Source organism: bacterium, from assembly GCA_016702305.1.
GTDB lineage: Bacteria > Electryoneota > RPQS01 > RPQS01 > RPQS01 > JABWCQ01.
Window position 1 is genome coordinate 802,684 of the sequence record JADJEH010000001.1, and the last position, 19,764, is coordinate 822,447.

Genomic DNA, 19,764 nt, shown 5'->3' on the forward strand with positions numbered 1-19,764 from the left:
GTTACGCCGTGATTGAGTGTTGTGATTGCAGACCGGCTACGAATCTCGTCGAAGCGCCGCCAAAAGCGCCGTTACTCATGAAGAGTACCACCGTTGGCAAGGCGATGTTCCGCGCCAGCAGACAGGATGCCAATTCCTCGTTTGAGCAATCCACGGCCGGGACGCCGCACGACGTAAGCTCGGCACACATTCGTAACGTGTCCACGACTTCCGCAAGCGGAATTTTTTCCCGACGATGTACGCTGCCGAGTATGACTTCATCGGCATGGGCGAGGGCCGCGCGAAAATCGTCCTGATACTTGTTTCTGACGGCTGTGTTGGAGCGCGGCTCAAACACAGCGATGAGATGATGGCCTGGATACGTCTCACGAACGGCGTGTAGCGCCGCAGCAATGGCTGTCGGGTGATGAGCAAAGTCGTCGTAGACGAGGAGCGTATCGGAGCGATATAACAGCTCCAACCGGCGTTTAATACCGCGATAGGACTGGGCGGCTGCAAGTACCAAGGATGTCTCCACGCCCAGTGCGATGGCTCCGGCGATGGACATGGCGACATTTAGGCGATTGTGATCGCCTAAAACGCCTGGCGAAAAGTCCTTCACTAGGTCGCCGCGTGGAAGCTGAAGGTCGCGGCCACGCAGGATATAATCCGAATTTTCGTCTGCGGAGACTTTGATCACCGGGCAGGGCGACGCTGCTGCCAGCGCCAGCGCGTGCGGACTATCGGCGGCGACCACCAATGTACCCGCCGCCGGAAGTTGGGCAACAAGGCGGCGATACGAAAGCAGCATGTCCTCAAGCGTTGGAAAGATGTCGAGGTGATCATGCTCGACACGGCCTAACAACAGGATGTGCGGGAAGTAGTCGAGGAACTTTGATCGTTTGTCGAAGAACGCACTATCGTACTCATCGCCTTCAATGACAAACTCACGGCCAGATCCGCAGCCGCCTCCAAACGGCAGGTCGAGCGGATCGGCGCCAATCAGATACGAAGGATCGCGACCTGCGTCGTGCAGGAGGTGCGTCATACACGCCGTGGTCGTGCTCTTGCCGTGTGTTCCAGCGATCACGATGCGGCGCTTGCCAGCCATAACGGTCCGCCGCAAGAACGCGGGAAACGACTCAAGCGGCAAATTGCGATTCAACGCTTCTTCGACTTCGATGTGACCGCGCGAATGGACGTTTCCAACGATAACCGTCGTCCGGCCGTCCGTAGGCAGATTTGCTGTTGAATATGGCGTCGCGGCCGCGATGTCCGCGCGACGAAGCAGCGAGGCCGCCGGTTCGTAGATGCTTTGGTCTGAACCGCTCACCTCGAAGCCTGCCTGCCGCAAGAGGATTGCCACGTTCGCCATGGCAATGCCGCCGATTCCAAGCAAATAGACCGACTGATTAGCCAGCATGAGTGAACGCTGTGGCGTGCCGCAGCTCGGCCGCCTTCAGTGTATTACTCATCAGCAAAGCAATCGTCATCGGGCCGACGCCGCCGGGAACCGGTGTAATTGCACCCGCGACTGTCGCGACTTGCTCGAATTGCACATCGCCGCACAGACCGCCTCCAGCGCTGTCCGGGCGGCGATGAATGCCGACGTCAATCACGACCGCGCCTTGTTTCACCATGTCCGCGGTAACGAAGTGCGGCTGGCCGATGGCGACGATCAATATGTCCGCGCCGCTCGTGATCTTGGCGAGATTCCGGCTGCGCGAGTGACATATAGTAACGGTTGCATCACCGAATTCGCCCTTCGACGACAACAGCGTCGCGATCGGTCTGCCGACAAGATTCGAACGACCCAAGACCACCGCGTGCTTGCCCGACGTTTGAACTCCAGTGGATCGCAGCAGCTCGACTATACCGGCCGGAGTGCATGGCACAAAGCGAGGGCGACCAAGTGCCAATAGCCCGGCATTGACCGGATGCAATCCGTCCACATCCTTGGCGGGATCTATGGCGTCAATAACTTCATCGCTGTCCAAGTGCTTCGGCAATGGAAGTTGGACGAGAATGCCGTGAAAGCGTTGGTCAGCGTTGAGTCTGGCAATCGTATCAAGAAGCTCGCTGCGTGAGGTTGCGGCAGGCAGCACAACGGTTTCCGAGAACATGCCAAGCTTAGCGCAGGCCTTGCCCTTCGATTTCACGTACACGGCCGATGCGGGGTCGTCGCCTACCAGGACAACAGCAAGCCCGGGTGTGACTCCCGTACGTGCGTGAAAGTCCACAACGCGGAGCTTAAGTGTTTCCTGTAACGCGGCACCGATGGCCGATCCATCTATTCGAGTACTCATGTTGCTATAATTTGGGCCCGGCGGCACGGCAATAGCCTTTGGCATATTGCCGGAGGTGAAGATAGTCTAACAAGACACGCGGCAGACGGAATCTCCGTAGACTCTGCGCGATGGATAGCATGGTGGTGTAAATGAGCGCCGAGCAGAGCAGGCGGTGTAACAACCGCGTCGGCCTGGAAAATTGATCCGGTTGAAAAGGATTGTGATAGAGCCAGTCGAGATTAAGTTCGCGGAACAGCTGAGGATGTTTTCCTAACAGTCGCGGAATGCTGCCTGCACCGTAGGCCTCGATCACTCGCATGACTTCTTGTAACGTGCGAAAGTGGTGGTGAACTGCCAACGCCTGCGGCGCGCCAATGATCGGGACTCCCGCCCGTTCGAGTCGAACTCCCAAGTCTAAGTCCTCCCCGCCCCATTGATCAAATTGTTCGTCAAACAGCCCAATGTCTATAAGCACATCACGCGGAACAGAACAATTGCGGGTGAGGAAGTAGCGGCCCGGCAGCATGGTTCCGATTGGGAGTTTAGCTGCACCACTACCATCAAGATAGGTGCTGATTGCGCGGTATTCCGGGTCCGGCGCGAAGATTGATTTGCCGACTATGGCACGGACGCCTGGTGCATGCGCGTCGGAGTGCCGAACAAGAAAGTCCGGTGAGATCGTGTGGTCGCCGTCAATCATGACGACGATACGCCCACGCGATTCCAGGATGCCGCGATTGCGTGCCGCGGAACGATTGCAATCATGCGACAGGATCACCGGTCGCAGCCGAGCATCGCTCTGTGCCAGTAACCAGTCGGCAGTTTGGTCCTGCGAGTTACACTCAACGACGATAACTTCATAGTCGTCCGGCGCAAAACTCTGGTCCAGCAGTTGTCCAATCAAACGTTCAATCAACAAGCGTTGATTGAAACTGATCACAACGACGCTGAGCGTCATGCCGCGGCCAATCCCAACTTCTGATAATGCGCGTACAATGTGTCCACGACACGTCGAACCTCGTGCCGCTCGTCAACCCAAGCGCGTCCGCGTGCGGCCAGATCGGCACAGCGTGCCGGATTGTCGACGAGGGCCCGCAATACATCACTAATTGATGCCGGATCGGCCTGTACGAATGGATGGTCGCCAATAAGCTGCGACATGGCGGCCGGTACATTGGTTACCACGGGAATTCCCATCGCCAGCGCCTCCACCCCACTCATTCCATAACCCCATCCACCCTCGTTCGTCAACTGATCCACGAATAGATCGCAGGATTCCTTGGCGGCCAGCGCCTGGTCGTGGGTCATGTTCTGGATTAGAACAAGCTCGACGCGATGCGTCCTCGACAGCTCGGCTACTGCGCGTTGCACATGCGCCGTGCCCTTTTGCGGATTGCGCGCGGCGTGACCGATACGCAAGACCGTTCCGGGCGCGTACGGCTTTGCCTTGAAACGGGAGAGGTCCAACGGCAGATACTGGTAGCACAGGCGCCGGTCAATTGCAGCGAGATCCCATTCAGGAGTCAAACGCAGATCTGTGATACGATCCACGGCCGGAATATACCCGCGCGACCGCAGGTCGGAACCGTGGTAATAGGCGATAATCGGCTTGCCGAGAGACTTGAAAGTCCGCGCGAAACGGGCATCGCGTGTGAAATCCGCGCCGCCATCGAGGTGCAAGACATCGAACGCGAAGAGCTCATGCTGACGAATGGCGGCGTTGATCTTACGCCAGTTGCGTTCGTCGCGCAAGGCATGGAGCGCACGAGCTACCGGATTCGGAGTCCAGTGCGGCAACCGATCCTCTACGACGCGCGACGGAATTGCATGAGGGTCGTGGGCCACAAGTTTGCGCAGTCCGCGCACCCAACCATGGTTCGGCATTCCGTGCAAGTTCAGGCAAATGTCGTCGGGAAAATCCCAGCGGCTGTGCCAGAAAGTGATGAAACGGCATGTGTCACCGCGGCGCTCGTGTTCGCGTTTGAACAAAGACAGAGTGCCGGATACATGCTCCGGCGCCAAGTAGAGAATCTTCATGCGCCGAACATACGCCGCACCGTGCGCAACTCTTGCGGAGTGAAAAATCTGAGTGCAACAAGCACTAACGGAAACGCCACTGCAAGTCCAAGGCGGGCAGGCACGGACAGATCGATGTACGAGGCCGTCAGGATGAACAGCGATCCGACTCCAAAGAGCAGCAAGATGCGCGGCCACTCGTAAGGAATCGGATAGAGGCGATTGGCGACGTTGAAGATCAGCATGGCCTGCACGATGAATGCGGCAAGCGTCACCCAAGCGGACGCGAGCATTCCATACCTTGGAACAAGCAGCAGGTTGCCGACGATTGTAACAGCGGCCGCCGCGCCAGTGACCATGGGAAGCCGCCGGGTTGCCTTCTTCAAGAAAATGCCGACCATCAAGTTGGCGTAAATACCATCAAAGATGTGGGCAAAGAGAATCAACGGGAAAACGGTGAACCCTGCCCAGAATGCGGGCGCGATGATCTGTCCGACAATCGGGAGATCAGCGGTCAGCAGCGGTTGTGCCAGCAGCGAGAGCCATACCGTGAAGCACATTGAGGCCAGCACGTAATACGTGAGGACCTTGGAGAATAGCACGGGCGCTTGCTCGTCGGAGGCGTGCTTCAGCGAAAAGGGCTGCCAGGCAAAACGAAACGCCGCATTGATAACGCCCATGAACATCCCGAGCTTGTAGCCCGCCGAGTACAGGCCCGCCTCTTCCGAACCGCGGTAAACTTCTATAGCCTTGCGGCCGGCGAGTTCCACAATCATAACGAACAGATACGTCGGGATATTAGGCAATCCGAAACGCAGCATCTCGCGTAACAGCGGACCATCCACTTTCCATTCGATGTCGCGCCATATTCCCGGTATCAGCAGCAGAGCGGTCAGAATGCTCGCGATCAGATTCGCGATCAAGACGCCTTGCAGGCCGAGTCCCATCACTTCGATGAAATAGATATTCAGTCCAAGAGTCACCGCGACGTTAATCAGCTTCTGTCCGGCGAAGACAAGCGGCCTGTTCTCACTTCGCAGTCTTAGAAACGGATAGGCACCTATGGTGTCAAAGAACAATACGCCGATGCAGATCAGCACGTTTGGTGCAACGGTCGCCGGATCTTGCGGCGTAGTGATGAGCAGATCGCCGATTGGGGCGCTGACCAAAGCAAGCACCGCGCTCAATCCGAGGCTCGTTCCGAGGGCGAGCACGATCGTGGTTCCGGTTACGACCGGTTTCGAACGCCCGTGATCGCTCAGATTGTAAAAACGCAAGTAGGCGATGTCCATGCCATACGCATAGAACGTATACATTACCGCCAGAAACAGATAGTAGAGCGACAGCTCGCCGTAGTCCGCTGCTGACATGCGATGGCTGTAATACGGCAGCAGCAGGAACGTAATGGACCGAGTTAGTACGTGCGCAAGACCATAGATAGCGGATTCTTTGGTCAGCGCGCGCAGCCGATGGGATACACTATTAGACGACAAAAAGCAGGTAAGGTAGAGTAAAGATCAGCAGGAAGAGCCACGGAGATTGCAGACGGACCGGCAGGTTAGCGATTCCGATGGCAATGGCGGGCCACGCCACAAATAAATAGCGACCTTCGGCTTGATCGTAGCGCAAATTCAGCCATAGGAATCCACATAGAACAGTTAGAGCGAACAGCATCATCAATGGTGATTGCACGCGCCTGCGAAAGATACCGCCCACGACCGCCGTAAGCAAGACCAAGCCGGGGAGCATCAAGACCCCGCCCTTGGCTCCACCCCACAACTCGCTCCAGGGAAAGATCGCTGAACGTGTGAAGTAAGATAGAAACGTCGCGCTTGGCCAATGCCACAAAGCCGCGCCAAATCCGGCGGATAGCGGCAGGAATCCACCAAAGTGCTCGACGTTGCGCCACGCCAACGGCGCCAGTGCTATCGCAATTGCAAGAAGTGTCAGAGCGAATCGGGCGGGTGACTTGTCACTTACGATAAACAGCGTATAGAGAACGAATGGTGCGACCAAGAGCAGAGACGCCTTAACGTACAGGCCGATGACGAAAAGCGTGGCAATTGCGGCGAGAGTGGACGGACGTCGGACTTCAAGGCTCCTGAGGCACGCTAGGGAAATGACTCCCGCAACAAGCCAGGCGAGGGCCTCATTGCCGGCCTGAGTCGAGAAGCGAGCCATAACGCCGGACAAGGAAAGTAGAATGATGGTGGCCGAGTGGATCGCTCCCCCGCGACCGCCGACCAGCTCATCGCAAAGCTGCCAGGCCACGACCAAGATCCCAATCCAGCACGCCAGTGACAGCCAACGCCCGACGAAGGCGATGGCATCGGCGTCTCCTGCCGTGACCAGCTTGCAGGCAAGCGCATGGAGAATGTAATAGAACGGAGACTGGTAATTCTCAAAGGAGGGTGTAGCGCCCGCGAGCCAGTCGGCAATCGGTTCGCCGTTCGATGGCAAAGAGCCCGTCCGCAAAATGTGCTGGGTATAGGCGACGTGGGCAACTTCATCGTTATACGCAGACAGCTTGCCCACTTGAACGGGTTGGTCAAACGGCGTTTGAAATATCAACGCAACGCGCACAACCAATCCAAACGCCAGCGCGATGATGAGCGCTTCCCGCCACCCACCCTTCAATGAATTCAGCGAGTCAGTAGCGATTGTCCGGTCATCTCCGCAGGCTGCGAGACTTGCAAATACTCGAGGATGGTGGGTGCGAGGTCGGCCAAGCGCCCTCCGTCGCGCAAACGCATGCCGACCGGTGCGTGCAGCAACGCGACAGGAACAAGATTCGTTGTGTGAGCAGTATGGGGGCCGTTTGTCGTCGGATCCCACATTTGTTCCGCATTTCCGTGATCGGCCGTAATGAGCAAGGCGTAATCGGCCGCGCGCGCGGCTTCGACCATGCGCTTGACGGCGCCGTCAACGGCTTCGACAGCGCTGACCGCCGCGTTCATGACGCCTGTGTGACCAACCATGTCGCAATTTGCGAAATTGACGCAGATGAATTCGTACCGTTGCTCGCGAATGGCGTTGCAAAGTTGTTGAGTGACTTCCGGGGCACTCATCTCGGGCTGCAAGTCATACGTTGCCACTTTGGGCGACTGAATTAGGATTCTATCCTCTTGCTCAAAAGGGGTATCTTGCCCGCCATTGAAGAAGAACGTAACGTGCGGGTACTTTTCTGTCTCAGCGATTCGCAATTGCCGAAGACCATGCTGAGAAAGCACTTGTCCGAGAATCTTTGACAGTGACTGCGGTGGGAACAGCACCGGGAAACGATAGGCTTCATGGTATTGAGTCATTGTAACATACGAACGCAACTGGAACGGACAAGCAAACTCGGCGAATGCAGGGTCCGTTAGGGCAGCGGTCAATTGGCGAGCGCGGTCGGCGCGGAAATTGAAAAAGAGCGCGCCGTCGCCATTTTGAATGCGAGTAGGCGTTTGGGAGGCGATGATGGTTGGAAGAATAAACTCGTCAGTCGTACCGGCATCGTACGACGCCTGCACTGCGGCACTGGGTGTTGAGGCGTGCAAACCCGTGCCATGAACCAGTGCATCGTAGGCCTTGGCGAGTCGCTCCCATCTTTTGTCGCGATCCATCGCATAGTAGCGGCCCGCCACAGTGCCGATTATGCCGACGCCAATCTCGGTCATCCATCGTTCCAGCGTAGCAACATGATCCATGCCGCTGTGGGGTGGCGTGTCCCGGCCATCGGTGAATACGTGGATGACGACATTTTTGAAATTGTCGCGTCGGCATGTCTCAAGAATCGCGCGTACGTGGTTCAACGAGGAGTGAACGCCGCCGTCACTGATCAGACCCAATAGGTGCAGCGTCGCGTCGCGCGCGCGCAGTTCGGCCAGCAGTGACAGCAGCACGGGATTCGAATAAAATGAACCGTCGCGTATCGCTACGTCAATGCGCGTTATATCCTGATAGACGACTCGGCCCGCGCCAATATTCAGATGGCCAACTTCGCTGTTGCCCATTTGTCCCGCGGGCAGGCCGACATCTTCGCCACATGTGATCAGCGTGGCGGATGGATTATCGCGCCACATGGCGTCAAGATACGGCGTATCAGCCTGCGTGACTGCGTTGTATGGACCGGCCGGTGCAAGACCGTAGCCATCCAGAATTGCGAGAATAATGCGACGTGTGTTCATTGACTATTTTCAAAATTGCGGCCAGGCACGCGATCGTTGCCGCGCCGCTCTGTGATGCCGATCATGTCGAGGTACTCGAGAAACGGAACGACATACTTCCTTGACGAGGTAAGAACTTTGCTAAGTTCTGAAACCTGTACGGTGCCCTGGCGCAGGAGCAGGTCGCGCACTAATTGAACGGCGTTCGCAAAGACGGACTTCTCGAAGAACATGTCCGTCCCGAGCCGCATTGCTCGATCTGTGCGCATGGCGATCACGAGCGCACGCTCGATGTCGCTCTTTGACCGGCCGAGCCGTTCGCTAAGCATGCCTGAATTCGACGGAGCGAAACCGTCAGTTTGTAACTGCTGTAAAATTGACTCGAGGAGCTTGGCCGTATTCTCGTCGAGTGTGTTTGACGCTGTTTGGAGGCGGACCAGCCCGTCTTGAATGATGATTCGTTTCTGCCGCTGCAATTCCGCGAGTGCATGACTCAGCAGCGGTTCAGGAAGGGCGCGCAGCGATGCCGCAAGCTGAGCGGATGTGAAGCCTGTGGCATCTTTTTGCCGCGCATGAAGTTCGGCGATTTGTTTCAGAATTGTATCGCACCAGCGGCGGAGACTACTGGCGTGAAATGCGAAGCCGGCGTGGAAGCTGACGGCGTTGTCGCCCTTCAAGAAGTGGGTCGTTAACCAGTCGTCGCTCACGCCAAAGTTCTGGCCGAGTGCGCGCAGTGTAAGTCCGTATGGTGCGCGGTACTCAAGCCAAACTGTAAGCACGCTGGCCAAGTCCGTGACGGCAAATCGCGAAAGAATATCGGCGGCTTGCGCGCGTTGGCGAGCCGGCCGCAACGGCGGGTCGGATTCCAAGACAAGAGCGCCGCCCAATGTATCCATCGGCGAATAGCGACGGATAATACAGCGGTCGTTCCATATCGCAACTACCGGCTCATCGAGCAACAGCAGGCCATAAAGAAACTCATCCCGCGATCCGAGCAAGCGGAATCGTGCCATCACTTCTTGTGTGCCGATCAACACGCGCACGCGCTGGCGATCCTTCAAGGGCGGCGCTTCCGCGATTTGCTCAAAACGTATGGCGAGACGGCGCGAGGCCCTAAGCGCATGCGGCTGCGTGAGCGTCTGCCCGCGCACAGGAATCTCGTCGCAATTGACGTTCAGAGCAGCGCGCATCCCGGCGCGCAGAACGGTATGCTCACGAGCATTGGATTGGAGTTGCTTCACTCGCGCGGGCACTGCACCGGGTTGGAACTCGACTCGTTGTTCTTTCTCAACGGTGCCGGAGAGCAAAGTCCCCGTGACCACCGTGCCGTGGCCGTGAATCGTGAAGACGCGGTCAATCGGTATGCGCAAGACACCACGATCTGATCGGCGGGCGGCCGTAGGAAGAGTCTTCACCAAGTACTCACGCAAGGAAGGAATGCCCGCGCCGGACAGTGAATCCACTTCGAAGATCGGCGCGTCAACAAGAAAGGTACCGAGGGTCACTTCGCGGATCTGTTCTTTGACGAGTTCGCGCCATGATGACTCGGTCACGCCGCACTTGGTCAGCACGATGGCGCCCGACGGTATGCCGAGCAATCGAAGAATATGCAAATGCTCACGAGTCTGAGGCATTACGCCATCGTCGGCGGCAATGACGAGCAACGCAAAATCCACCGTCGCCGCGCCGGCGACCATATTGTGGATGAACTTCTCGTGACCTGGCACGTCAATAATCGCGGCGACATCTTCAAGAAATGCGTAGCCGAGGTCAATCGTAATCTGCCTGCGCTTCTCCTCGGGAAGGCGATCCGGATCCGTTCCGGTGAGAGCGCGAACGAGGGACGATTTTCCGTGGTCAATGTGTCCGGCGGTGCCGACGATGACTCGGCCCATTATTCGCGCCGGAATATGCTCTGCATATCAAATGTATGGTACTCGGCCATGCACCATTGACAGCCGTTATATTGAGGCCTGTGCTGCGTGTCAATCATGCGCTTCACTTGATCCAGAGTGTACACTTTACGGCGTTTGTCTTCTGGAATCTTTTTGATCTGGCACTCGTACTTCGGCGATGCCATGCTATGAATGATCAGGTTTTCTTCGTCAACGAGAAACATGATTAGTCCTCGGTGTGTTTGGAAGTAGTAGGCTGCGCGAACTTGGCACGCAGCAAGCGAAGTTCTGTGGGAGTAAGTTCGCGCCAGCGGCCGGGACGCAAACTGCCGAGCTTGATGCCGGCTTGTTCAATGCGAGTCAGCGAAATTACGTGCGAACCCAGTGCCGTAATCATGCGGCGCAGTTGGCGTTTTCGGCCGTCACCCAGGGTCACATCGTAGACGGAAGCAGTGACTTGGGTGACCTCTATGGCGCGCGCAAGTCCATCGGCCAGCTCGATGCCTCGAACAAGCCGCATGGCCTGCTTGTACTCAAGCTGCGGATGAACTTCAACTCGGTACACTTTGCGTGACCCGAAGCTGGGATGGGCCAGCCGATGCGCAAGGTCCCCGTCGTCCGTTATCAACATCAGTCCGGCGGAATCGCGATCGAGGCGGCCCACCGGGAAATACCGGCGGTCCTTCGGAAGATAGTCGAGGATTATGGTCCCCTCTTCCCGACTGAGCTTGCACGTGCTCAGGACGCCAACGGGTTTGTTCAACATGAGCACTTTGGGATCGAGTGCCGCCAGGACTCGCTGGCCGTGAACGTGAACGACATCGTTTTCGGGATCAACGGTCACGCCGAGTCGTGTGGTCCGACGGTTGTTCACAGTAACCGCGCCGGAGGCGATAAGTTCATCCGCGGCGCGACGTGAGCAGACGCCGTGACGCGCGAGATAGCGGTTCAATCGTTCCGGCTTCAGCAAAAGACCCTCGGGTTGAGGGTCTATTGCGCGAGGGCCGCCCGTTCGGCGCACGGCCTTCAACTCTGAGTCAGGACGCTGGACTTCTTGAAGCGCGCCTGCCATTTATCGAGGGGAATATCCGTCTTGGACTTGAACTTGAGTTTGCGCTTGCCGAACATCGAATCCACCCGGATCGTCAATTCCGCAACCTGATCGTCCATCAAGGCGACGATTTCTTCGGCAACAAGATCCTCATACTGAACTTTGATCGCGCGTTCGCCGGGATACAAGCTGCCCATCAAGGTCGCGTCAAACTTGCCCTTGGGACCATCCAAGATGAGTTCACCGTCCACGAAGACCCGGAGCTTCGACGCATCGAAGCGAACGAAGTTCTCTCCGGGGACGACGGCGACCATGGCACTCCCCGACAGCCGCTGGTACGTGCCGACAACTTCCTGATTCGGAGCATCTGCCGTCACGCTGATGCGCACCGGTTCAGGCGTCTTGTATCCGGGTACATCCGCAAACTCGACAATTCGCGTACCGTACTCCGTGCTGATTGTAGCCGCACCGACTCCAACGGCGACGCCATCGAGGCGAATTCCGGCGGCCAACGGCTTGGTTTGCACGGTCAGTTGCGGCACAGGAAGCTGTTGCAGCGGCTGCATGGAGAACGCGGCAAGTTCGGCTTGCGAATCAGCTGTTAGGTAAACCTCGATGCTATCCGGCTTAACAATGTGCCCATCGAGTTCGAGAGTGAAAACGTAGATGCCGCGATCCAACCCGCGAAACGTGTGCGGAGTACGGTTGCCGGTGCGCGCCCCATTGACCACGATCAACGCGCCAACAGGTTCCGATGAGACTGTGATTTGCGTGCCTGTAAGGGCGCGTACGGATTCGATCGGTATCGAGCCGAGGTCGGTCGCGGTAGTGTCAGCGGCCGATCGGCGCTGATGCGGAATGAAATCCGTTACCGGGCGTTCAAAGCGTTCGGTCTCCCGGTCAACATCCTCTTCATAATCCATCATGGTGCGGCGGGCCGGTGCAGGCGGTATCGAGCGCACCGCCTCTTCGTCGCGCGCAAATGCATCCTGCCGAACGCGGTCACGCGATGCAATATTATCCGATTTGACCACGTCGGCTGAGTCGCGCAACGTGAAGACCGCTACTGCGGTCCGGTCACGTTGAATCTCCACGATGGCCACCTCGGGATCAGCAATCATGCCGAGCGCACGAACGGTGACCAATCGGCGACCGGTCGGCAGACCGGTCAACACCGTGTCCGTGGTCGCGCCGGTCTGGACGCCGTCCACGAAAATATCAACGCCTTTGACGCTCGACGTGACGCGTAAGTCGCCCTGAGGAGTGGCATCCCGATTGAGTATCCACCAAGCCGCCGCTGTAATGACCAGCAACGGTAGAACAATCCGCGCGAGATTGCCGACAAGTTGGACGATAGGACGTGAGTTGCGTCGGGGCATAGGTATTGGTTAAGTGCGAGGGGAGTCTGACTTGGAGTCGAGGAACGGCTTCAGCAGTTCAATCGGGATCGGGAAGATCGTCGTCGAATTGTTTTCCGCCGCTATCTCAACCAATGTTTGCAGGTAACGCAGCTGCAAAGCTTGCGGGTGTTTGGAAATTATGGCGGCTGCTTCGGTCAACTGGTCGGCGGCCTGGCGCTCGCCTTCGGCGGCGATGATCTTGGCCCGGCGCTCACGCTCGGCCTCGGCTTGCCGGGCCATTGCGCGCTTCATCTCTTGCGGCAAGTCAACGTGCTTCAGCTCGACCAGTGAAATCTTGATTCCCCATGGGTCGGTCTGACGATCAATGATCTGCTGCAGTTCGTCATTGATCTTTTCACGCTCGGAGAGAATTTCATCAAGTTGGATTTGTCCCAGCACGCTGCGCAGCGTCGTTTGCGACAACTGGCTCGTGGCGAACATATAGTTCTCCACGTCAAGCACGGCCTTGGAGGGATCCATGACTCGGAAATAGACGACGGCGTTGACTTGCAACGAAACGTTGTCCCGCGTGATGACATCCTGCGGCGGCACGTCGAGCACGACTGTACGCAAGCTAATCTTGACCATCTTGTCCACCAACGGAATCAAGATAATCAGGCCCGGGCCCTTGACACCGATGACACGTCCCAAACGAAACACGACACCGCGCTCGTATTCGTTCAAGATGCGAATCGAGGTGCTGATGACAAATACAGCGAACACTACGATGAAAGCAACCAGCGGTAACATGGCTACTCCTCTACGTGGTTATCCGGTCTGTGACCGGTTCGACGGACAATTCCATGCCATTGACTGCGGTAACCCGAACGCGGGCGCCACGCTCAATGTCCTGCGAACTATGAGCGGACCACAGCTCGCCGTGGACAAGTACTTTGCCGTTAGGGTGCAACGGCGACGAAACGGTGCCCGTTTCGCCAACCAGGCCTTCAACGCCGGTGACAACTTTACGCGACTGCGCGCGCAGCCCCATGCCGACCACGAGAGCGAAGAAGAGCGCGGTCACGATGGCAGCCGGGATGATAATTTCCAGGCCAACCGATAGTCCGGTCGTCCCAGACTGAAACAGCATCAGTGATCCAAGTACCATGCTCACCACTCCCGCAACGGAGAGTAATCCGTAACTGGTGATCTTGATTTCGAGTACGAATAGGATAATCGCAAAAGCGATCAACAACAGCCCCGCCCAATTGACAGGCAAGAGCTGCAAGCTGTAGCAGGATAGCAGTAAGGACAGTCCGCCGATTACGGCGGGGAATACTGCGCCGGGATTATACAGCTCGAAGAACAGACCGTAAATGCCGATCAAGAGTAGGATGTACGCGATGTTTGGATCGGCGATCACATCCAGCACGCGCAGGCGCATGCTCATGGGCGGCTTGGCGATCACGGCGTCACGGGTGCTGAGCGTGTCAGGCCGTCCGTCCACCGTAACGATACGGCCGTCGAGCATGACCAACAGCGAATCCGGCGACGGTGCAATGATTTCAATAACGCCCATGGCGAGCGCTTCAGATTCGGTAATGGACTTGCTCTCGCGAACGGATTGCTCGGCCCATTCAACGTTTCGGCCGCGCTGTTCGGCCAACGTGCGCGCGAACGCCGCCGCGTCGTTGGTGATTTTGCCTTCCATCACGCCAGACGTATCCGAACCGCCGGATCCGCCCAAGCCTACAGGGTGCGCAGCACCTATATTCGTGCCTGGAGCCATTGCCGCAACATGCGCCGCCAGCGTGATGAACACGCCTGCGGATCCCGCGCGTGCACCGGAAGGTGCAACGTAGACGATAACTGGAATGTCCGAGGCAAGGATCGTCTTGCACATCATCCGGGTGGTCTTCAGCAGGCCGCCGGGAGTATCGAGTTCGATCACCAAGGCCTCCGCGTCCACGCGCCGGGCCTCGTCGAGAGCGCTTTCGAGCATTTCATTGGCGACGGGACCAATTCCACTGTCCAGCGTCAGCCATTGGACCGTGCCTGCGCGAGCTGCGCAGGCCGCGGCCATGAGCAACAACAGGATCCGCAGCATGGTAGTTACCTATGCCTTCTTGTCCGCAACCGACAAGATTGTTTCCGCAAGCTCTGTCAATTCAGAGTCGGACACGGTGCGCAAGTTCACAAGCACCGTGTCATTTTGAACGACTGCTATAACCGGCGTACGCGCAGTACGTAGCCCGCGCGCGAACCGTGCCGCCGACTGACGCGCTGGGTTCAAAGCCAAGGCAAACGACGGTAGGGGCGTCGCCGGCAGCGTTCCCGATCCCGCTTGGGCCGGTGATTCACAGACTTCGATCTGCGCCCAATCGCCGCCCTTCACCAAAGACAACAGCCTGTCGGCTCGTGTGCGCGTCGTTTCTGGCATTTCCGCGAACATGCTCCAAACCGGAACCTCACGAGCAGGACGGTCAGGGTGCAAAAAGCTCAGCAGCGTGGCCGACAGCGCGGCGACTTCAAGTTTGCCGGGACGCAAGACACGGGCCAGCGGGGACTTCTTCAGCTTGGCAACAAGCTCCGTACGGCCCAGAATCAATCCGGCCTGCGGGCCTCCGAGGACCTTGTCGCCCGACACCAGTACCAGATCGGCTCCGGCCGACAAACTTTGAGCAACATGCGGCTCGGTCGGCATGCCGAGCTTCGCCCAGTCCCATAGCAGGCCGCCGCCGAGGTCATCTACACACAGAGCACCAAAAGAGTGTGCCAAGGTCGCCAGGTCCGCCACTTCGACGCTCTCGGCGAAGCCCTCGACGCGGAAATTGGACGGGTAGGCGCGCAGCAGCATCGCTGTTTTATCCGACACGGCTGCGGCGAAATCTGAAATGCGTGTGCGGTTGGTCGTGCCGACTTCGATCAGCTTCGCTCCGGCCCGTGCCATGATCTCGGGTAGGCGAAAGCTGCCGCCGATTTCAATGAGCTGGCCGCGGGATACGATGACTTCGCGGCGGGCAGCGAGACTATTCAGAACAAGAAAGAGCGCGGCGGCGTTATTGTTCACCATGAGCGCAGCGTCTGCTCCCGTGATCCAAGCCAAGAGCGATTCGACATGGCTCTGGCGGTCCCCGCGGTCCCCGGACTCGAGGTCAAATTCCAAGTCACAGTATCGTGCTGTGTCGGCAACGGCTGCGATTGCCGCAGCGGAAAGCGGCGCCCGGCCCAAACCGGTGTGCAGAATAACTCCGGTCGCGTTAATCACGCGACGCGGTCCGGAATTGAGGCGACGCTCGATTTCACGAACGATGCGCAGCGCGAGCTGTTCTTCGTCAGGCGCTTCTTTCCCACGGGCAAGCGCTTCTCGCGCGCTGTCCAATTGCTCGCGCACGAGTCGAGTCAAATGCGGAGTGGCAATGCGATCGCGATAGGCGCGTAGTTCACTGCGTTCGAGCAGTTTGTCCACGCCGGGCAGGTTGCGGCGCGCGTCGTTTTGCGCGCACATCCTTAGAGCGACGTTTCCAATGTGAAGCGCAACCCCGAGAAAGCCTGAACCTGACGGCAAACGCCGTTTGAACACTTCAGCCCACCGCGCTCAGTGCCATAAAAGAGGATTGCGCGATGTTTGCCGGCGGCCAGTTGCCAGGCGACTTCACCGGACATCCATGCGTCGCCCTCACGCTTTTGCAGCTCTTCATCGTCCGTCATCTGCACGGACAAGTAGAGTGAGAGTGTCGGTGACGGAACCCACGAGACGGCGTAAAGCATGTCGTGATACTTCTCGTCGTCCCGTGACTTATCCGTAATCAAGAGCTGTTCGACTTCAAACTCAAGCTCCTGACTACCACGAAAAGGAAACGTCGCGCGGACCTGGCCCCAAGTGCGTTCCTGCCAGATCGCCGCGGATTCTTCATTCGCTCCTAATTCGACAAAAAGCTGTTGACCGCCGTCGAACGAGTGATCCACGTTGGCAAAAATATCCCAATAAGCGCGGTACTTCTCCTCAAGGGTCGGCAGCGGAATCGTCTCGTCGTCTTCTGAATGGCGGCTATTGGCGTTGAAGTGGCCCGTAACGAATGTATTCTCCGCGAGGGATCCATTCAGTTCAATTTGCGCACCAACTTCGTCCGGGACATTCATGACGTGCGGCTCGCGGCCCTGCAGAAGTCGCGGTCCAACTTCGCGAAAGGTCGTCGGCGGATTTTGTATCTGCGTGGCGCGGCCGTAGTTGTAATCGGCGTACTCGGCCAGCAGCGACCATCCCCAGCGGGAGAGCACGACGCCCACGAACGTGGCGTGACCGGCTTCGTCTCCGCCTGTCAGTATCTGTTCGTTCCAGACGCGCTCGCCGTACACGTTCACCGGGCCGCGCGTGAAATTCCAATCCACTCCGGCGACGCTGGTCTCGGGGTTTTGCAGACTGTCATGGTAGACGTAGCTGAACCCAAGATGCTCTTTGCCGGGTGATAGTTCGATGCGTCCGGCCGTCGTCTTGATTTCGGGCACCAGCGCGCCCGCTTGAGTCTTGCCCGTCAAACCAATTAGTTTCACCGAGCCCGCGTTTACCTGCGCGCGCACCCCGTCAAGTTCCGAATCAAAATAGAGGTCGCGATTCTCAAAGAGACTCAAGGCCAAGCCCGAAGCCCACAAATCGCTGAAATGGCCGAAGCGGAGTTGGAGCGGATCAAATGTCGCTTCAAAGTAGCGTTTGTCGAAGCGGTTCTGATCGGTCAGGCGAAACTGATCCACGTCCGCTTCAGACGGACGAAAATAGAGGTAGCGACCCCCAAGGCGAAAGTTTCCGCTGAACAGGTCGAGGCGCAGACGGTTTTCCACGAAGCGGCGCGCGATCGTATTGTCAGGATATTCCAGGCCGGCGCGGCGGGTGTCTACTTCACGGCCATTGTCAAAACGCAATTGGTTCGAGCCGTCCAGTTCAATGTCCTCAAGCTGCGCAAAGGCTGTAAGGTTCAGCAGACAGCAGGCGCAAAGAGCAAGTAGAAGTCTATTCACCGGCAGACTCGAGCAGTTGGTTGGCGCGCGTGAGCATGGCGTTCGTGTCTTTCATTTCGCCGCGATGTTCAAACACGGGCGATCCGGACGGATCGAGCATTACGGTATACGGTATGGAGGTGCCGCCGTAAAGCTTCAAGACTTCGCCATCCGGATCGTGCAATCCCGTCCAAGTGAAGCCCTTGGAATCGAGAAACGGTTTCACACGGCTCATGGATTTCTGATTGTCTTCGGAGACAAGCAGAACGTTCATGCCGCGTCTTTGAAGGTCATCAAACGTATCCTTCAGATTGGACAGTTCGGCTTTGCACGGCTTACACCATGTCGCCCAAAACACAAGCAGGCTGGGACGACCACCAGCGTTGTTCGCGATGCTGAAGTCGCCGCCGTTGACCTGCTGAAGCGACCAATTACGGCCGCCGGCACTTGCGGAATTCAGCAGAATTACAGAGAGAATTAGAGCAAGAAGTGTCTTCACGATTGCGATCTCTGTTACGAATTAATTTGAGGGCTGTTCGAACTCGGCGATAAGGGATTCAATCGCGCTGCGCAATTCACCTTCACTGACGCTCTGGAATCGGTAACGGATCGTGCCCGTCGGATCAATCAGAATGTTTGTAGGGCAACTGGCGACCTCGTAAAGAGTCGTGCGGGTCTGCTGGGATCGGTCGTGCAGCAACGGAAATGTTAGGCCAAGCGAGGAATTGACACTGCGATACAGTCTGAAAAGCGACCATGGATCAATGGCGTCGAGGCCAAAGAACTCCAGCCAGCCCGCATACTGCGGATCGGCATAAACTTCTTGAATGTGCGGAAACTCTGACAGACAAGGCACGCATGTGTAGAAAAAGAAGGACACAAGGACGATCTTACCACGATAGTCCTGGAGCCGGAAGATCGCGCTGTCGAGGTCGCTGGGAAGCTCAAAGACGGGTGCGAGGGCGCCAGGATTCGGTCCCGCAGCGAGAGCAGTGAAATCAACCGGCAAACGCGCCGTATCGCGAGGCGCCAAGGTCAACGTCCAACGCGCTGGAGCGGTGGTCGCATACCCCGGTAAATACGCAGATGCCAGCCAATTGCCAATGCCGATGTCCACAAGGTTCGGCGGCGTGACCGCGTACTGGCTGTTGTCTATTAATATCGTTGTTCCCTCGGGTGCATCCACCATCTCAATAGCGGCGAACGGCGCGTCTTCCGCGACTAACGCGGCAAGCGCCAAGTCGTCGTCGCTGACCGTCACGTCTACCGACGCGGGTAGGAAGCCCGGCTTGGAAATTAGAACCGAGTGCAGGCCAACGGGTACCTGACGCAATGTATCCGGCGTAAATGAGGACGTCTGAATGCCGTCAAGCCAGATGCGCGCTCCGTCTAAGGCAGCGCCGGATGTATCCTGCGCGGACACGAAGATCGTGCCCTGATTTGTGCGCGTCTCACTAATTTCGCACGCGTTGAAAAGCAGGGCCGTTGTCAAGAGCAGGCCCGTCAGGAATAATATGCGGTTAACCATTTCGCTCCAGATCAGAATCGAGTTCAGATTCGGACGTTAACTCAGCTGTGCGGATGATCTCAATATGACTGGCAAAAGCCATCGGCGGCAACGCCGAAGTTTCAAACCACTGTGCGTCCAGCGCGTCGTCACCGGCGGCCAAACCAGACCCAACAGGTACAGCGCAATAGGCCAGAACCAAGACGTGGCCGAACACGTGATCGTCATGCGTGGCCGCAGAAATCAAGCGGCCCGGCATACAGTGTGATCCGGTCTCTTCAAAGACCTCACGGACTATTGCTGATTCCGGCGTTTCGCCTTGCTCGATGAAGCCGGAGGGCAAGGCCCACAAGCCGGCACGAGGTTCGACGCCCCGTTTGATAAGCAAAACGCGGCCACTCCGAAGCAGAACGGCCGCGACAGCGGGTAGTGGATTTAAGTAAACAACATGGCCGCACGCCAGGCAATTAGGCCGCGAACGTCCTTCAATGTGGCGTAGAACCAGTCGCCCGCCGCACCGCGTACAATAACGAATTTCATCCGAC

The 19,764-nt window shown here is 57.6% G+C and carries 18 protein-coding genes; all 18 read right to left on the reverse strand.

The features are described from left to right. Position 1 precedes the first annotated feature (1 nt). The 18 genes from IPH10_03380 to IPH10_03465 all read right to left on the reverse strand — a co-directional run bounded on the left by IPH10_03380 (position 2) and on the right by IPH10_03465 (position 19,607). A complete protein-coding gene (locus tag IPH10_03380) occupies positions 2-1,402 on the reverse strand; it encodes a hypothetical protein (GenBank protein ID MBK6909961.1) in 1,401 nt (466 codons plus the stop codon). Further along, entirely contained in the window at positions 1,392-2,285 is an 894-nt protein-coding gene (gene folD / locus IPH10_03385) for a bifunctional methylenetetrahydrofolate dehydrogenase/methenyltetrahydrofolate cyclohydrolase FolD (GenBank protein ID MBK6909962.1), read from the reverse strand. Before folD ends, IPH10_03380 begins: the two co-directional genes overlap by 11 nt. A 4-nt stretch (positions 2,286-2,289) precedes the next feature. Next, complete coding sequence (locus IPH10_03390) at positions 2,290-3,225, reverse strand: glycosyltransferase (GenBank protein MBK6909963.1); 936 nt, start codon at positions 3,223-3,225, stop codon at positions 2,290-2,292. Next, positions 3,222-4,304 (reverse strand): glycosyltransferase family 4 protein, encoded by a 1,083-nt coding sequence (locus IPH10_03395; protein MBK6909964.1) that lies wholly within the window; start codon positions 4,302-4,304, stop codon positions 3,222-3,224. The genes IPH10_03390 and IPH10_03395 overlap by 4 nt, the downstream gene beginning before the upstream one ends. Continuing rightward, a complete protein-coding gene (locus tag IPH10_03400) occupies positions 4,301-5,776 on the reverse strand; it encodes a polysaccharide biosynthesis protein (protein ID MBK6909965.1) in 1,476 nt (491 codons plus the stop codon). Before IPH10_03400 ends, IPH10_03395 begins: the two co-directional genes overlap by 4 nt. Next, on the reverse strand, positions 5,766-6,920 hold the full coding sequence (locus IPH10_03405; GenBank protein ID MBK6909966.1) for a hypothetical protein: 1,155 nt from the start codon (positions 6,918-6,920) through the stop codon (positions 5,766-5,768). Before IPH10_03405 ends, IPH10_03400 begins: the two co-directional genes overlap by 11 nt. A gap of 5 nt (positions 6,921-6,925) precedes the next feature. After that, positions 6,926-8,452 (reverse strand): 2,3-bisphosphoglycerate-independent phosphoglycerate mutase, encoded by a 1,527-nt coding sequence (locus tag IPH10_03410; GenBank protein ID MBK6909967.1) that lies wholly within the window; start codon positions 8,450-8,452, stop codon positions 6,926-6,928. Next, complete coding sequence (gene selB, locus IPH10_03415) at positions 8,449-10,326, reverse strand: selenocysteine-specific translation elongation factor (protein MBK6909968.1); 1,878 nt, start codon at positions 10,324-10,326, stop codon at positions 8,449-8,451. Before selB ends, IPH10_03410 begins: the two co-directional genes overlap by 4 nt. Beyond that, complete coding sequence (locus tag IPH10_03420) at positions 10,326-10,550, reverse strand: hypothetical protein (GenBank protein MBK6909969.1); 225 nt, start codon at positions 10,548-10,550, stop codon at positions 10,326-10,328. Before IPH10_03420 ends, selB begins: the two co-directional genes overlap by 1 nt. A gap of 2 nt (positions 10,551-10,552) precedes the next feature. After that, positions 10,553-11,278: an rRNA pseudouridine synthase gene (locus IPH10_03425; GenBank protein MBK6909970.1), complete on the reverse strand. Its 726-nt coding sequence runs from the start codon at positions 11,276-11,278 to the stop codon at positions 10,553-10,555. 74 nt (positions 11,279-11,352) lie between these two features. Beyond that, positions 11,353-12,756, reverse strand: a complete 1,404-nt coding sequence (locus tag IPH10_03430; protein MBK6909971.1) for a PEGA domain-containing protein — start codon at positions 12,754-12,756, stop codon at positions 11,353-11,355. A 9-nt stretch (positions 12,757-12,765) separates the two neighbouring features. Further along, complete coding sequence (locus IPH10_03435) at positions 12,766-13,527, reverse strand: slipin family protein (GenBank protein MBK6909972.1); 762 nt, start codon at positions 13,525-13,527, stop codon at positions 12,766-12,768. A 10-nt stretch (positions 13,528-13,537) separates the two neighbouring features. Further along, complete coding sequence (locus IPH10_03440) at positions 13,538-14,824, reverse strand: nodulation protein NfeD (GenBank protein ID MBK6909973.1); 1,287 nt, start codon at positions 14,822-14,824, stop codon at positions 13,538-13,540. A 9-nt stretch (positions 14,825-14,833) separates the two neighbouring features. Then, positions 14,834-16,225, reverse strand: a complete 1,392-nt coding sequence (gene selA / locus IPH10_03445; protein MBK6909974.1) for an L-seryl-tRNA(Sec) selenium transferase — start codon at positions 16,223-16,225, stop codon at positions 14,834-14,836. A gap of 2 nt (positions 16,226-16,227) precedes the next feature. Beyond that, on the reverse strand, positions 16,228-17,733 hold the full coding sequence (locus IPH10_03450) for a hypothetical protein (GenBank protein MBK6909975.1): 1,506 nt from the start codon (positions 17,731-17,733) through the stop codon (positions 16,228-16,230). Further along, positions 17,726-18,211, reverse strand: coding sequence for a TlpA family protein disulfide reductase (locus IPH10_03455; protein ID MBK6909976.1), 486 nt, complete (start codon positions 18,209-18,211; stop codon positions 17,726-17,728). Before IPH10_03455 ends, IPH10_03450 begins: the two co-directional genes overlap by 8 nt. A gap of 21 nt (positions 18,212-18,232) precedes the next feature. Next, the gene (locus IPH10_03460; GenBank protein ID MBK6909977.1) at positions 18,233-19,240 is read right to left on the reverse strand and encodes a redoxin domain-containing protein; all 1,008 of its coding nucleotides are present in this window, start codon (positions 19,238-19,240) and stop codon (positions 18,233-18,235) included. After that, a complete protein-coding gene (locus IPH10_03465) occupies positions 19,233-19,607 on the reverse strand; it encodes an NUDIX domain-containing protein (GenBank protein MBK6909978.1) in 375 nt (124 codons plus the stop codon). Before IPH10_03465 ends, IPH10_03460 begins: the two co-directional genes overlap by 8 nt. Between the last annotated feature and the right edge of the window lie 157 nt (positions 19,608-19,764).

Bases quoted from the DNA above. Each gene is read 5' to 3' on its own strand.
- IPH10_03380 (MBK6909961.1), bottom strand. From the start codon at position 1,402: ATGCTGGCTAATCAGTCGGTCTATTTGCTTGGAATCGGCGGCATTGCC.
- folD (MBK6909962.1), bottom strand. From the start codon at position 2,285: ATGAGTACTCGAATAGATGGATCGGCCATCGGTGCCGCGTTACAGGAA.
- IPH10_03390 (MBK6909963.1), bottom strand. From the start codon at position 3,225: ATGACGCTCAGCGTCGTTGTGATCAGTTTCAATCAACGCTTGTTGATT.
- IPH10_03395 (MBK6909964.1), bottom strand. From the start codon at position 4,304: ATGAAGATTCTCTACTTGGCGCCGGAGCATGTATCCGGCACTCTGTCT.
- IPH10_03410 (MBK6909967.1), bottom strand. From the start codon at position 8,452: ATGAACACACGTCGCATTATTCTCGCAATTCTGGATGGCTACGGTCTT.
- selB (MBK6909968.1), bottom strand. From the start codon at position 10,326: ATGGGCCGAGTCATCGTCGGCACCGCCGGACACATTGACCACGGAAAA.
- IPH10_03420 (MBK6909969.1), bottom strand. From the start codon at position 10,550: ATGTTTCTCGTTGACGAAGAAAACCTGATCATTCATAGCATGGCATCG.
- IPH10_03430 (MBK6909971.1), bottom strand. From the start codon at position 12,756: ATGCCCCGACGCAACTCACGTCCTATCGTCCAACTTGTCGGCAATCTC.
- IPH10_03435 (MBK6909972.1), bottom strand. From the start codon at position 13,527: ATGTTACCGCTGGTTGCTTTCATCGTAGTGTTCGCTGTATTTGTCATC.
- IPH10_03440 (MBK6909973.1), bottom strand. From the start codon at position 14,824: ATGCTGCGGATCCTGTTGTTGCTCATGGCCGCGGCCTGCGCAGCTCGC.
- selA (MBK6909974.1), bottom strand. From the start codon at position 16,225: ATGTGCGCGCAAAACGACGCGCGCCGCAACCTGCCCGGCGTGGACAAA.
- IPH10_03460 (MBK6909977.1), bottom strand. From the start codon at position 19,240: ATGGTTAACCGCATATTATTCCTGACGGGCCTGCTCTTGACAACGGCC.